General features: G+C 63.1%; 13 protein-coding genes. 11 read left to right on the top strand and 2 right to left on the bottom strand.

All coding sequences use genetic code 11. The features are described 5' to 3' along the window. Positions 1-469 precede the first annotated feature (469 nt). The 10 genes from QD172_RS06265 to QD172_RS06220 all read left to right on the top strand — a co-directional run bounded on the left by QD172_RS06265 (position 470) and on the right by QD172_RS06220 (position 9368). Positions 470-1399: a substrate-binding domain-containing protein gene (locus tag QD172_RS06265; RefSeq protein ID WP_279855277.1), complete on the top strand. Its 930-nt coding sequence runs from the start codon at positions 470-472 to the stop codon at positions 1397-1399. A gap of 26 nt (positions 1400-1425) precedes the next feature. Beyond that, a complete protein-coding gene (locus tag QD172_RS06260; RefSeq protein ID WP_205632739.1) occupies positions 1426-2100 on the top strand; it encodes an ABC transporter permease in 675 nt (224 codons plus the stop codon). 176 nt (positions 2101-2276) lie between these two features. After that, a complete protein-coding gene (locus QD172_RS06255; protein WP_279855276.1) occupies positions 2277-2969 on the top strand; it encodes an ATP-binding cassette domain-containing protein in 693 nt (230 codons plus the stop codon). 95 nt (positions 2970-3064) lie between these two features. Next, a complete protein-coding gene (gene mobA, locus QD172_RS06250; protein ID WP_279855274.1) occupies positions 3065-3814 on the top strand; it encodes a molybdenum cofactor guanylyltransferase MobA in 750 nt (249 codons plus the stop codon). A gap of 464 nt (positions 3815-4278) precedes the next feature. Continuing rightward, a complete protein-coding gene (gene mobB / locus QD172_RS06245) occupies positions 4279-4902 on the top strand; it encodes a molybdopterin-guanine dinucleotide biosynthesis protein B (protein ID WP_191237472.1) in 624 nt (207 codons plus the stop codon). A gap of 35 nt (positions 4903-4937) precedes the next feature. Next, positions 4938-6308, top strand: a complete 1371-nt coding sequence (gene glp / locus QD172_RS06240; RefSeq protein WP_279855273.1) for a gephyrin-like molybdotransferase Glp — start codon at positions 4938-4940, stop codon at positions 6306-6308. Positions 6309-6475: 167 nt separating this feature from the next. After that, entirely contained in the window at positions 6476-7291 is an 816-nt protein-coding gene (moaC, locus tag QD172_RS06235; protein WP_279855272.1) for a cyclic pyranopterin monophosphate synthase MoaC, read from the top strand. A 1-nt stretch (position 7292) separates the two neighbouring features. After that, positions 7293-7856 carry a molybdenum cofactor biosynthesis protein MoaE gene (locus tag QD172_RS06230; protein ID WP_077374541.1) on the top strand — a complete coding sequence of 188 codons (564 nt, stop codon included), beginning with the start codon at positions 7293-7295 and terminating at the stop codon, positions 7854-7856. Next, positions 7853-8842, top strand: coding sequence for a GTP 3',8-cyclase MoaA (gene moaA / locus QD172_RS06225; RefSeq protein WP_084208155.1), 990 nt, complete (start codon positions 7853-7855; stop codon positions 8840-8842). Before QD172_RS06230 ends, moaA begins: the two co-directional genes overlap by 4 nt. 238 nt (positions 8843-9080) lie before the next feature. Next, positions 9081-9368 carry a hypothetical protein gene (locus QD172_RS06220; RefSeq protein ID WP_077374537.1) on the top strand — a complete coding sequence of 96 codons (288 nt, stop codon included), beginning with the start codon at positions 9081-9083 and terminating at the stop codon, positions 9366-9368. Between the two features lie 214 nt (positions 9369-9582). Here QD172_RS06220 and QD172_RS06215 read toward each other — a convergent pair whose 3' ends face one another. Further along, the gene (locus QD172_RS06215) at positions 9583-11163 is read right to left on the bottom strand and encodes a ribonuclease J (RefSeq protein WP_084209644.1); all 1581 of its coding nucleotides are present in this window, start codon (positions 11161-11163) and stop codon (positions 9583-9585) included. Positions 11164-11526: 363 nt separating this feature from the next. On the opposite strand from QD172_RS06215, the gene purU reads away from it, so the two are divergent. Further along, entirely contained in the window at positions 11527-12381 is an 855-nt protein-coding gene (gene purU, locus QD172_RS06210; protein WP_077374535.1) for a formyltetrahydrofolate deformylase, read from the top strand. Positions 12382-12498: 117 nt separating this feature from the next. Here the strand turns inward: purU and QD172_RS06205 are convergent, their stop codons facing one another. Further along, positions 12499-13467 carry a LysR family transcriptional regulator gene (locus QD172_RS06205; protein ID WP_279855268.1) on the bottom strand — a complete coding sequence of 323 codons (969 nt, stop codon included), beginning with the start codon at positions 13465-13467 and terminating at the stop codon, positions 12499-12501. Positions 13468-13527: the final 60 nt, after the last annotated feature.

Below are 13527 nucleotides of genomic sequence, written 5' to 3'. Positions count from 1 at the left end.
CATTGTCGCGCGGCGCACGGTACTTTATCTAGCCGCCATTCCTCGATCTCGCCATTCTCTCGGCATTCGCTTTCGCCCGGCGCGGGCACAGTCACCACGGTGTCGGGTGAAGCGAGGTCCAGAGGCCCGCGCTTGAGGCCATCGCAGCAGCGAGAGTCAGGGCCGCGAGCGGGTGGCCAGCGCGAAGGAACAGTGTATCGTGTCGTCCCGCGCAGGCTCACGGGTGGGTCAAGATGACCCGCCTGTGGCAGGGCGGCGATATCCTGTCAGTATTCTCGCCGGCGCTCACCCGGGCATCCAGGCATTGCCAGCGGGCCATGTGCAGGACAAGTCACCAGGTGAATGGCGAGAGCGTGGCCTTGCGGGCACGCTGCTTGCAATGTCTTGCCGCGGGGAGATGGCCAGCCACCGCTGGAGGATCATCTCCCTCGTGAATCACCCCGATAATGACACGCCAGGGAGCTACCTCATGCCGCATCGCCACATCCTCTCCGCCCGCCATCTGCTGGGTGCCATCGCCGGTCTGTCTCTCGGCGCGCTGAGCCTGCAGCCCGCTCAGGCCGCGGATGACATCATCCGCCTCGCGACCACCACCAGTACCTACAATTCCGGCCTGCTGGACAATCTGTTGCCGGCATACGAACAGGCCAACGATGTCACTGTCCAGGTGATCGCCGTGGGGACCGGCAAGGCATTGCGCATGGGGCAGGATGGCGATGTGGATCTGGTGATGACGCATGCGCCGGGCGCGGAGCGCAAGTTCGTCGATGCCGGGTATGGCATCGAGCCACATGGCGTGATGTACAACGACTTCGTGCTGCTGGGACCCAAGGTGGATCCGGCCAATGTCGAGGGCATGTCCGACGTGGACGCGGCCCTGGCCAGAATTGCCGAGAGCAATGCCGGCTTCGTGTCACGCGGTGATGACTCCGGGACTCACAAGAAGGAGCTGTCGCTGTGGGCGAGCGCCGATGTCGTCCCCGATTTCTCGGCATACAAGGCCGTGGGGCAGGGGATGGGCAAGGTGCTGAGCATGGCCAGCGAGCTGCAGGATTACACCCTGAGTGACCGCGGCACCTGGCTTGCCATGCAGGACAAGCTCGACCTTTCCGTGCTGGTGGAGGGAGATGCGCGCCTGTTCAATCCCTACCAGGTGATTCTGGTCAACCCGGCCAATCATGAAGGTCTGAACACCGAAGGCGCCCGTGCGCTGGCTCAGTGGCTGATTTCCCGTGAGGGTCAGCAGGCGATCGATGACTTCCGTCTCAAGGGGCAGGCGCTGTTCCATGCCAGCCACGGTGAAACCGGTTTCGATGCCCAGAAGACAGCGGATGGCAGTGGTGCAGGTCAGGCAGCCGGCGGTGAGACTGCCACCCAGCAGGCGGCGCCGCGTTCGTGACGCTCTGGCATACCACGCAGGAGGCCATGGGCCTCCTGCTGAGCATGGACGCCGCACTCTGGGAAATCATCGGCGTCTCTTTCCGGGTCTCGCTGATGGCCATGCTGGTGGCTGTACCGCCGGCTCTGCTGATCGCCTTCGTGCTGGTGCGTTGCGCCTTCCCGGGGCGCTGGCTGTTGATCTCGCTGGTGAATACCCTGATGGCCGTGCCCACCGTGGTGGTGGGGCTGCTGCTGTTCATTCTGCTGTCACGGGCAGGCCCTCTGGGGGATTGGCATCTGCTGTTCACCCAGCCAGCGATGATTCTGGGCCAGATTCTGCTGGCGCTGCCGATATTGGTGGTGATGCTGCATGCAGCACTGGCTGGCGTGGACAGGCGTGCCTGGGAAACCGCATTGCAACTGGGGGCATCCCGGCCTGCGGCGTTGTGGCGGTTGGTGATGGAGGCGCGCTTCGGGGTGATGGCCGCGTTGGTGGCGGCGTTTGGTAGAATCATCGCGGAAGTGGGTTGCGCCATGATGGTGGGTGGTAACATTGCCGGCTTTACCCGCAACATCACGACCGCGATCGCCCTGGAGACCCTCAAGGGAGAATACGCTCAGGGGGTCGCCCTGGGCATGGTGCTGCTGGTATTGGCCCTGGTGCTCAATCTGCTGCTGGGGCTGCTGCGTGGCCGTGGTCAGCTGGCCGTACAGGTCTGAGTGGCGTGCCGTGGATCACCGCATCGCGCAAGTCTGAATTGTCGTCTGGAGTTTCGATGTCCCCCCTCAACTCTTCGCCCTCATCCTCCTCGCCGGGCGAATCTCCCCATGAGGCCGTGCTGACCTCGTCGTCAGAACCCGTGGCAGAGTCTGTGCCAGAGCCTGTGCCAGAGCCTGTGTCAGAGTCCCGAGCTGTCGCCGAGGAAAGCCTGCTGTGGGTGCGTGACCTGCAGTATCGTCTGCCTGACGCTCCCACGAGCCCTGGCCGCTTGCTGTGGCAGGTACCCTCTCTGGAGTGGACGCCAGACCCGGGGCGCGGCTGGGTGCATCTGAGCGGAGACAATGGCAGTGGCAAGACCACCTTGCTCAGGGTGCTGGCCGGCATGCAGCCTGCCAGTGGTGGAGAGCTTCGCTGGCAGAAGGGGGCCGCCGGCCAGATACGCTATCTGCACCAGCAACCCTATCTCTTTGATACCAGCGTGGCCGGCAACCTGGTGCTGGCGGCGCGCTGGCAGCCGCAACGGCGCTCTGCCGGCGAGCAGCGCGATCAGGTCGCGGCCATGCTGGAGTGGAGCGGTCTGAGCGAGCATGCCCGTCAGCCGGCACGCTCGCTGTCCGGTGGCGAGCGTGCACGTCTGGCACTGGCGCGCGCCTGGCTGTCGCGTCCTCCCGTCCTGCTGCTGGATGAGCCAGCGGCCAATCTCGACCAGGCCGCCGTGGAGCAGCTGGCCATCCGTCTCGAGCAGATGTCCCAGGCGGGTTGCGCGGTGATTCTGTCCTCGCATCAGGACAACGCGCTGAGTCATGGCTGTACGGCACGCTGGACGTTGGCGGAAGCTAGCCTGCACACTGAGCGCATGACTGGTTGAGCCCGACACGGGAAAGGTATCGTCGGTTCCCGTGTCTTGCGTGATCAGAGGAATTTTCTCGCGCGTCCGCCGCGCCTGCATCGAGACCCTCTTGCATGTCCAGACCCCACTCTGATGCCAACTCCGGCCCCTCTCGTGATGGCCAAACCTATCCCGGCGTGACACCTCTGCCGGCCAGTGGTGAACAGCTGGCGGCCTCGCTGACGCCGGCCAACATCACCGGTGTGATCCTGGCCGGCGGCCAGGCCCGGCGCATGGGCGGTGTCGACAAGGGGCTGGTCATGCTCAATGAGGTGCCCTTGATCGCGCATGTGCTGGCACGCCTCACGCCCCAGGTCGGTGAGCTGCTGATCAATGCCAATCGCTCGCATCAGGAATATGCCGCCTATGGTCATCCGCTGGTGGAAGACCGTGAGGCGGGCTATCACGGCCCTCTGATGGGCATGGCCAGTGCGCTGGCCGCCGCGCATACCGAGTGGGTGATGGTGGTGGCCTGCGACGTGCCGCATCTGCCCAATGACCTCGTGGATACCCTGAGCGTGGCGCTGATAGATCACGCCAACGGTGACAGGCTGGCCGGCTACCGTGTGCAGGGAGATGACACCTCGGCTGAGCCGGCGCTGCTGGCGGTGGCCGCCGATGCCGAGCGCTATCACCCTGTCATCTGCCTCCTGCACCGTGGCCTTTTGCCATCACTGGAAGCCGCTCTGGCGGCAGGTGAGCGCAAGATCGACCGCTGGTTCGCGCAACATGTCTGGCTGACGGTGCAAGCGGGCAAGGCCGAAGACTTCGCCAATCTCAATACGCTGGATGAGTGCAGAGCGATGGAATCCGGTCCCCGCTGAGACTGCCCACATCGATTGCCATTGCGGCGCGGCCGCTGCCGAGCCTGAGCCTGAGCCGCAGGACATTCAAGGCGTGTCATCCGACCCCATTCCGCTGGCCAGGCGAGTCATAATGATCCACGGTCAGTGCTCACCTGCCGTACATGTTGGAATTCAGCGGCGTATTGTCCTGCCGCGGCAGGCATGCCTGGCCTTGGACTTGCAGATTTACAGGCAAGCCTGTTGCGGCAGGCCACCCTTTTTTCATCATGTCGCCAGCGCTCCTCATGAGCGGCGCTGAGAGAAAAGGGCCCGACATGTGGGTCGATGCCATCAGAATCATCGAATCGTATCGGCCATCACGTCGTGAGCACGCCGGAAACCTCAAGAGAATCGTCATGCCCGAGTTGCCCACTGATGCCATGGGGCGCGAAGCGTCCACTGTCTCTCATTCTTGCTCTTCCGCTGATACCGGCGGCGGGGCGATGTCACCCGGTTGGGCGGCGAGACTTGCCGCCTCGGCCTGTCCGCTGTTGGGCATCGCCGCCTGGAGCGGCACGGGCAAGACCACCTTGCTGGAACAGTTGCTGCCGGCCTTGCGTGAGCGTGGTCTGCGAGTCGCCGTCATCAAGCACGCTCATCATGCCTTTGATGTGGATACGCCGGGCAAGGACAGTCATCGCCTGCGCTCGGCGGGGGCAACTCCCATGCTGGTTGCCTCTGCCCGGCGCTTTGCGCTGATGATGGAGACGCCCGATCAACAGGAGGCGGATCTGGAGCAGCTTGTCGCGCAGCTCGATGGGCTGGCGGTGGATCTGATTCTCGTCGAGGGGTTCAAGCAGTGGCCATTGCCCAAGCTTGAGCTACATCGCGCGGCCGTCGGCAAGCCGCTGCGGGCCTTGCATGATCCCTGGATACGGGCACTTGCCGTGCCAGGTTCAATGGATGAGCCAGTTGATGAGCCCGATGGCGAGTTCCCGGTGGCGCTTCCCGCGGATCTGACGCGGCTGGACCTCGATGATATCGATGCCTTGGCGGCCTGGGTGGCGGCCTGGCCGGTGCAATGGCGATTGAATGGCGGCCAGCCCCGTCAGGAGGTGGCCTCTTGAGTCTGTCGTGCTTTGACCCAAGATTCGGTGAGCGGATGCTGAGTGTCGACGAGGCGCTTGCAGTGCTGGGAGGCAGTCTGGCGAAGCTCGCGGCGACGCGGCCCACCCAGCGCGTGCCACTCGCCCAGGCCGTTGGACATGTTCTGGCTGAGCCGGTGATATCGCCATTGGACGTGCCTGCCCAGACAAATGCCGCGATGGACGGTATCGCGCTGGCCCACGCGTCGCTGGCTGCCGGCGCGCTGGATGAGGGGGATCGATGCCAGCTCCGAGTCATCGGTAGCTCGCTGGCAGGGCACCCCTGGACGGGGCGCGCCCTGGCTCCGGGGGAGGCATTGCGCATCACGACCGGTGCGGCCATGCCGGCGGGTGCTGACAGTGTGGTCATGCAGGAGCAGCTCGACTATTTCACGCCCGACGCCTCGCCTGATTCAATGCTTGATGCCGATAGCCAGGCGGGTGACGCCGAGACTGCCGAGCAGGTCGTGATTGACGGCGCCAGCAGCGTTCGCGCAGGGCAGAATGTGCGTCAGGCCGGCGAGGATATCGCCCGTGGTAGTGACGTGATCTCGGCGGGGCAATGGCTGTCGCCGGCGGCCATCGGGGTACTTGCATCGCTGGGACTGGCCGAACTCACCGTTCATCGTCCGCTGCGTGTGGCGATCTTCTCGACCGGTGATGAAGTGACGGCTCCGGGAGAGCCCTTGCCGCCCGGCGGCATCTATGATGCCAACCGTTTCAGCCTCACGGCTGCCTTGCATGCCGAGGGAGTCGAGGTGCTGGATCTCGGCATTCTGCGTGACCAGCGCGAGGCGTTGTGCATAGCCCTGCGAGATGCCGCGGCGCGGGCGGATCTGGTGATCACTTCCGGCGGCGTGTCGGTCGGCGAGGCAGATCATGTGCGCAGCGCGCTGGAGGCCTGTGGCCAGCTGGCGCTGTGGCGGATTGCCATGCGTCCCGGGCGCCCTCTGGCCTTTGGCGTACTGGCGGCAGAGGAAGGCCGGCAGGTGCCATTCTTCGGTCTGCCCGGCAATCCGGTCGCCACCATGGTGACCTATCTGCAGTTCGTGCTGCCGGCGTTGCGCATGCTGGGGGGGCTGGGGCCGCTGAGCCCGGCACCGGCAGACCATCCGGGGACCCTGGCATGCTGGCAGTCACCGCGTCTGCAGATGGTGGCAGGCGAGACGCTGCGCTCACGGCCTGAACGAGTCGATTATCATCGCGGCCGGGTGACGCTCGATGACCAGGGGCGTCAGGTCGTGACTACTACTGGCCGCCAGGGATCGGGGATTCTGACTTCGATGCTGGCCGCGCAGTGTCTGATCGAGATCCCGGCAGGCTGCGCCTCCCTCCAGGCCGGCGACCCGGTCATGGTGCAATGGCTGGGGACGCGTGGCCTGTCATGATGGCCAGCCAGGCCGAGCGATCGAACGCGGAGTTCGGCGGGTCGTCCGACATCCTCGGGCCGCCGACAGACCACGAAACAGGATCTACCGGGCTGTCGTGACGACCGCCCATGCTTACAGAGGTAACCGCCACCCCCGGCGGACCTGATACGGATACGAGACAGCTAATGAGCCTTACCCATCTCAACGCCCGCGGCGAAGCCCATATGGTCGATGTCGCGGACAAGCAGGAAACCCGGCGCGAGGCCCGTGCCAGTGCGCGGGTCAGCATGCTGCCTGCCACGCTGGCCCTGTTGGCGGAGGGCGGCCTGCCCAAGGGAGATGTGCTGGCCACGGCGCGTATCGCCGGCATCCAGGCAGCCAAGCGCACCCATGAGCTGATCCCGCTCTGCCATGCCTTGATGCTCTCCAAGGTCACGGTCGACTTCACGCTGGATGAAGTGAACAGCTGTGTCGAGATACAGGTGTTCTGTCGCCTCAACGGGCGCACAGGTGTCGAGATGGAAGCGCTGACGGCTGCCTCCGTGGCAGCACTGACCCTGTATGACATGTGCAAGGCGGTGGACAAGGGCATCGTGATCGGCGACATCCAGCTGGAAACCAAGACGGGTGGCAAGAGCGGTGACTGGCAGCGTGAGGCCATGCAGGAGGAGGCGCCAGCCCCGACGGGAGTGCCGGCCGCCCTGGCAGTCGCATCCGAGGACGTGTCGCCTGTCACGGAGGTGAACGGCAATCTGCGCATCCTGTTTCTGGCCGAGCTGCGTGAGCGTCTCGACCTTGAGTCACTCTCGCTCAACCCTGCCACCCTGACCGATACCACGGTCGGTGGGCTCAAGCGCACCCTGGCACTGCGTGATCCGCAGCTGGAAGCGCTCAATGACTCGCGCGTGCTGTGCGCCGTGAACCAGGACATGGTGCGTGATGATCATCCTCTGAAGGCCGGTGATGAAGTCGCTTTCTTCCCGCCCGTCACGGGAGGCTGAGATGACGACACCCCTTGCGACTGCCGATCGGGCCTTTTCGGTCAGCATCCAGTCAGCGGATTTCGATATTCGCGCCGAGCAGGCGGCCCTGACCCATGCTCGGGGGGATATCGGTGCGGTGGTGACCTTTACCGGGCTGGTGCGTGATTTCAATGAACGCCCCGATGTCCAGGCACTGACACTGGAGCATTATCCCGGCATGACGGAGCGCAGCTTGCAGGCGTTGCTGGTGGAAGCGCAGGAACGTTTCGCGCTGACAGGGGCGCGTATCATCCATCGCATCGGGCGCCTGGCGCCCATGGACAATATCGTGCTGGTGCTGGTGGCGAGCGCGCATCGTCAGGCCGCCTTTGCCGGTTGTGACTTTCTGATGGACAACCTCAAGTCGCGTGCGCCTTTCTGGAAAAAGGAGCATACCGCCTCTGGCGATTACTGGGTGCAGGAGCGCTCCAGTGATCGCGATGCTCTGGAGCGCTGGCACTCTTCGGCAGAAGGCGCTCGGACACACTCTGCCAAGCAGGATTCCCTGACTCCTGTGACACCTCAGACCCTGGGAGATGGTTGATGGAAACCCTGGTCGATGATTTCGGGCGTCGCATTCGCTATGTGCGTCTCTCCGTGACGGATCGCTGTGACTTTCGCTGTGTCTATTGCATGAGCGAGGAGATGACATTTCTACCGCGAGACGAGGTATTGAGTCTCGAGGAAATCGCCCTGCTGGCACGTGCCTTCGTGGAGCTTGGGGTCGAAAAGATTCGCCTGACCGGTGGTGAGCCATTGGTCAGACGCGATATCGGTACTCTGGTGGAAGATATCGGCGCGCTTGACGGGCTGAAGGATTTCTCCATGACCACCAATGGGGCGGGCCTGGTCAAGCATGCCGCTCGTCTCAAGGCCGCCGGCATGCAGCGCCTCAACATCAGTCTTGATTCTCTGGACTCTGAGCGCTTCAAGGCCCTGACGCGTACGGGGGATCTCGACAAGGTGATCGCCGGTATCCGGGCCGCGCGGGCAGAAGGCTTTCGCATCAAGCTCAATGCTGTCGTGCTCAAGGGGCGCAATGATCATGAGGTCGTTTCTCTGGTCGACTTCGCGCGCCAGGAAGGGCTGGATATCAGCTTCATCGAGGAAATGCCGCTTGGGCAGGTGTCCGATCACGGGCGTGAGGAGACGTTCTGTTCCAGCGATGAAGTGCAGGCACGGATAGAGGAGCATCACGCGCTCATACCGACGCTGGAAGACAGTCTGGGACCGGCCCGGTATTTCCGCATGGCAGACAGTGAAACGCGCGTAGGCTTCATCTCGCCGCACAGTCACAACTTCTGCTCGACCTGCAATCGTGTTCGAGTGACGGTAGAAGGGCGTCTGCTGCTATGTCTGGGCAATGAGCACTCGCTGGATCTGCGTGCCATCATGCGCCGCGACCCCGGCAATATCGAACCTCTCAAGGCGGCCATCATCGAGGCGATGCATCTCAAGCCGGAGCGTCACCACTTCACGACCGATGGTGATGTCCAGATCGTCCGCTTCATGAACATGACCGGCGGCTGACGAAATCGCCATCTGAATCTCTTGGCTGGCTTGGGATATCCACTCGACAACACGATGAACCTTCACAAGAACCCTGCCTTCGAGCAGGGTTCTTGTTGGGCGGTGCTGTGGCAACACTGCCTTGCTTTTGACAAGGCTTGTCAGCTTTCAATTAAGGCTTATACTTTGCTGCAACATCCAATCAACTATCGTGTCCCTCATTGGATTCCAGTTTCGCCCGCATGGTGGAGGTAGCAAGATGACCGCAGAATCCCTGGAAAAGATCGCTCGCAACAAGAATGTCGCACGTGCAGCGGCACGCCAGTTGTCCATGGAACAACTGCACAAGCTTTCTGAAGTCATCAATGAAGTCATTGAGCAGAAAGCCGAGGAAGATGAACAGCGTCGCGAAGAAGAAATCGCCAAGGAGCGCAAGCTTGCCGAGATTCGTGATGCGATGATCGAAGCGGGTCTTTCCGTCGATGATCTGGTCAGTGACCAGCCGAAGCGTCGCGGTCGTCCGCCGAAGAACAAGTCAGCACAGTAAGCGTTGCCCGGCACGGGGCCCCAGTGGATGAGGTGGATCACACTGGCGGTCATGACGGTAGAGTGGGACGTCTCTGCTGATGGATGTTCCAGCGTGCATTCAGGCATGAAAAAGCCCGATCGGTATTTTTCCGATCGGGCTTTTTCATGCTTCAAGGCAGGTGAAAGGCCGGGGGAATGGCAGTAGCCTGACAGCCTTGCCTGTCATGGCGTCTTCAGCTGTCACCCATGGTCATCACATGCAGAAAGAGCACCGGCTCGTGACGCAGATGATTGCGTAGCCAACGATTGATTCTGCTGTTCAATTGCTGTTTCACGGTGTCGATGTCGGTGGTCTCGAGTCCGGCCAGGGTGTCATCGAGCCACTCGGCGAAGCTGTCTTCATCCAGTCTGGCCGTACCACTGACGTCCAGCATCAGGCGGCCGATACGCACCCAACCGGCTTCCTGCAGCGTCAGGGGCAAGGCGAGCGATACGCTGCCATGGCGTCCGAGACGCGCTCGTGCACGACGGTCCATCGAGTCAAGTGGCCGCACCTTGTCGTGCTCGATGATCCGCTCCTGCAACGTCAGACGCTTTTCCACGGACAGCCCCTGAGCATCGAGACGAATCACGTCACCATTGACGGGAATCAGCGGTGCCTCGATGCCCAGGGACTGTGCTACCTGGGTGTGCGCCAGCTGGTGACGGTATTCGCCGTGCACCGGCAGCAACCGCGTGGGTTTCAGCCAGCCGTAGAAGGTGCGCAGCTCCTCTTGGGCGGGATGGCCTGAGGCATGCAGATCCGGGAACTGCTTCTCTTCCATGATGCCGACGCCCAGGCGGGTCAGGGCATTGTGCAGCTTGCCGATCGCCAGTTCATTGCCGGGAATGGCCTTGGAGGAGAAGATGACCGTGTCGCCCGCCGCCAGCTCGAAATCAGGGTGGCGCGAGTTGGCCAGGCGTGAGAGTGCCGCGCGTGGCTCGCCCTGGCTGCCGGTCGCGATCACCATCACCTCTTCCGGCGGCAGATAGCCCAGGTCCTTTACCGGCACCAGCGGCGGGAAATCTTCCAGATAGCCCAGTCCGCGTGCCACCCGCACCATGCGTTCCATCGAGCGGCCCAGCAGCGTGACCCGACGGCCATTGCGAGCCGCCGCACGACCCAGTGCCAGGATGCGCGCCAGGTTGCTCGCGAAGCAGGTCACCACGACCCGCCCACGGCAGCCGGCCAGCGTCTTCTCCAGCGCACGCGCCACCTCGCCCTCACTGCGTGAGTGGCCGGGCAGAGGGGCATTGGTGGAGTCGCCGACCACGAGATCGACCGGCGCCAGCGCCTGATAGCGCTCCGGGTCAGTGGGTTCACCGATCAGCGGCTCCGGGTCAAGCTTCCAGTCACCGGTGTGCATCACGCGATATTCCGGTGTGACGATCAGCAACGAGCAGCTCTCGGGAATCGAGTGGGTCAACGGCAGCAGGCGCAAGGCGAAGGGCCCGGACTCGAAGCCTTCATCGACCTCGATGATCTGCAGGCTGGACGTCTCGAGTTCGCGTTCCGCGAACTTGGCCCGCAGCAGGCCCGCGGCCAGTGGTGTGGCGATGATCGGACAGCGCCATTTCGGCCACAGCCAGGCAACGGCACCGATATGGTCTTCGTGACCATGGGTAATCACCAGCATCTCCGGGCAGATGCCCAGGCTTGCCAGCGATTCGGTGTCGGGTACCTGCAAGGGGCCTTCAGGAAGATCCTGGCGAATCATCATGCCGCAATCCACGGCGATCCAGTGATCCTGGTAACCATACAGCGTCAGATTCATGCCGATCTCGCCACAGCCGCCCAGCGGCAGAAGATGCAGCGGTGGACGTTGTCTCTGACGGACTTGAACGCGGGGTTTCAACATGGATGTCATGCCATCAGTAAAATGTCACTCAACTATACGGGAATCCCGCAAAGCGCCACAAATGACGGTACTTCTCGTCGGCCACCCCGAGGGGCGAAACCGAGGTCGAATTGACAATTCATTCACTCTCGTTGAAGGGCGCTGCTTCGTCGCGTGTGATCGGCTACAATGGCGCACCTTTTGCCGGGAGCCATGGCGTCGATGGCCGGACTCCCGAGCGAGTCGGTAGTCGTTACCGGCTGAATATCATTCCCCGCTTTCACAATGGTTGAACATACGATGTCACACGCCTATCGCCTGGTGGTGTCCTGCCCTGATCAGGTGGGAATTGTTGCCCGAGTCTCTACCTTCATCGCCGAGCAAGGCGGTTGGATCACCGAAGCCAATCAGCATTCCGATCTGGGTGCGGGTCGATTCTTCATGCGCTATGAGATCAACCCCGAGTCCATCGGCCTCAGCGCCGCTGAACTCAGCAAGCGCTTCGCGCCGATCGGGGAAGAGTTCGGGATGGAGTGGCGGGTGCATGACACGGCCGCTCGCAAGCGTGTCGTGCTGATGGTGTCCAAGGATTCCCATTGCCTGGTGGACCTGTTGCACCGCTGGCAGTCGGGGGATCTGGAATGCGATATCCCCTGTGTCATCTCCAATCACGAAGACATGCGCTCACTGGTCGAATGGCACGGCATTCCGTTCCACCATGTGCCGGTGGACAAGAATGACAAGGCGCCGGCATTTGCCGAGGTCGAACGACTGGTGGAAGAGGCCGAGGCCGACAGCATCGTGCTGGCGCGTTACATGCAGATCATCCCGCCGAGCCTCTGCGAGCGCTATGCCGGCCGCCTGATCAACATCCACCACAGCTTCCTGCCGTCCTTCATCGGTGCCAAGCCGTACCATCAGGCCTTCGGCCGCGGCGTGAAGCTGATCGGCGCTACCTGTCACTACGTGACCGAGGAGCTGGATGCCGGCCCGATCATCGAGCAGGACATCCATCGAGTCACCCATTGCCACACTGCGGAAGACCTGGTGCGCATCGGGCGTGACGTGGAGCAGAAGGTACTGTCGCGTGGCCTGCGCTGGCACCTGGAAGACCGCGTGCTGATCCACGGCAACAAGACCATCGTCTTTGCCTGATCCGCGCTCTGGGCTGACTGCCTGAGCCAAGCGGCTGAACCGAGACCGGCACCTGAAAGGGTGCCGGTCTTCTTGTTTCCTGCACCTGCCCGCAGGACGGCGTGGCGCAGGTGCCTGTCATGGGTTGCGAGAGGTGACAGGCGGAGTATTCAGCTCCCGTGCCAGCCAGTCGGCGAGGGCTTTTGCATGAGGGTGTCGTGCCCGTGTGCGACCGCTCTCGGGCAGCGTCAGCGTCAGGCAGGCGCGTGTCTCGACGAAGCCCCACGGCGCGATCAGGCGTCTGCTGCGCAGGTCCTCCTCGACCAGATAATCCGGCGTGATGCCCACGCCCAATCCCACCAGCGTCGCTTCCAGCAGATAGTTGAGGTGCTCGAAGCCTTGCGCGTAGTGCAGTTGATCGCTGGACAGGCCCTGGCGTGAGCACCAGTCCGGCCAGGCCTGCGGGCGCGAGCGGGTGTGCAGCAGCGGCAAGGTCAGCAGAGTCTGTGGTGCGGGAGTCGCGGTGGTCTCGCCCAGCCAGTCAGTGTCCGGACGCAGCACCGGGCCGATGCGCTCCGTGCCGAGAATTCGCGTTTCCTGATGCTCAGCCTGGGTGAAGGGGGGAGTCTGAAAGCGCAGCACGCCATCCACGCCAGAGCGCAGGCCTTCGTTGTCGTCACTGGCAGTCAGATGCAGTTCAAGCTCCGGAAGGGCTGCCTTGAGGGCACCCAGCCGCGGAATGAACCAGCGGGCGAGGAAGGAGCCCGGGCAGCTGAGCACGAAGGGCGCGCGGGCATCACTGCGGGAAAGGTCCGCACAGATCCGTGCCAGGCCGCTCAAGTGATGGCGTGTGGCAGCCGCCAGCTCATGACCCGCCGGCGTCAGCTTCAGCCCGCGGCCAGCACGGTCGAACAGCTGTGTCCCCAGCGTTTCCTCAAGCTGGCGAATCTGACGACTGACGGCGCCGTGGGTCACGTGCAGCGCCTCGGCGGCACGCGACGCGCTCTCGAAGCGAGCCGCCACATCGAAGGCGCGCAAGGCATTCAGCGAGGGCAATGCCTCCAGAGAGGCGGGAGAGGATGAATCGGGCGCAGTCAGGCGGGCCATCGGATGTCTCCTGCTGAGTGTCCTGTGAGATAAACTCACACATCTTGGCGAATATATCGT

Origin of the sequence: Cobetia sp. 10Alg 146 (assembly GCF_029846385.1) — a bacterium.
Classification (GTDB): Bacteria; Pseudomonadota; Gammaproteobacteria; order Pseudomonadales; family Halomonadaceae; genus Cobetia; species Cobetia marina.
The sequence above is the reverse complement of the archived record's forward strand: the minus strand, read 5'-3'. Positions and strand labels throughout refer to the sequence as shown.

Bases quoted from the DNA above. Each gene is read 5' to 3' on its own strand.
- QD172_RS06265 (WP_279855277.1), top strand. From the start codon at position 470: ATGCCGCATCGCCACATCCTCTCCGCCCGCCATCTGCTGGGTGCCATC.
- QD172_RS06260 (WP_205632739.1), top strand. From the start codon at position 1,426: ATGGGCCTCCTGCTGAGCATGGACGCCGCACTCTGGGAAATCATCGGC.
- mobA (WP_279855274.1), top strand. From the start codon at position 3,065: ATGTCCAGACCCCACTCTGATGCCAACTCCGGCCCCTCTCGTGATGGC.
- mobB (WP_191237472.1), top strand. From the start codon at position 4,279: ATGTCACCCGGTTGGGCGGCGAGACTTGCCGCCTCGGCCTGTCCGCTG.
- glp (WP_279855273.1), top strand. From the start codon at position 4,938: ATGCTGAGTGTCGACGAGGCGCTTGCAGTGCTGGGAGGCAGTCTGGCG.
- moaC (WP_279855272.1), top strand. From the start codon at position 6,476: ATGAGCCTTACCCATCTCAACGCCCGCGGCGAAGCCCATATGGTCGAT.
- QD172_RS06230 (WP_077374541.1), top strand. From the start codon at position 7,293: ATGACGACACCCCTTGCGACTGCCGATCGGGCCTTTTCGGTCAGCATC.
- QD172_RS06220 (WP_077374537.1), top strand. From the start codon at position 9,081: ATGACCGCAGAATCCCTGGAAAAGATCGCTCGCAACAAGAATGTCGCA.
- QD172_RS06215 (WP_084209644.1), bottom strand. From the start codon at position 11,163: ATGAATCTGACGCTGTATGGTTACCAGGATCACTGGATCGCCGTGGAT.
- purU (WP_077374535.1), top strand. From the start codon at position 11,527: ATGTCACACGCCTATCGCCTGGTGGTGTCCTGCCCTGATCAGGTGGGA.
- QD172_RS06205 (WP_279855268.1), bottom strand. From the start codon at position 13,467: ATGGCCCGCCTGACTGCGCCCGATTCATCCTCTCCCGCCTCTCTGGAG.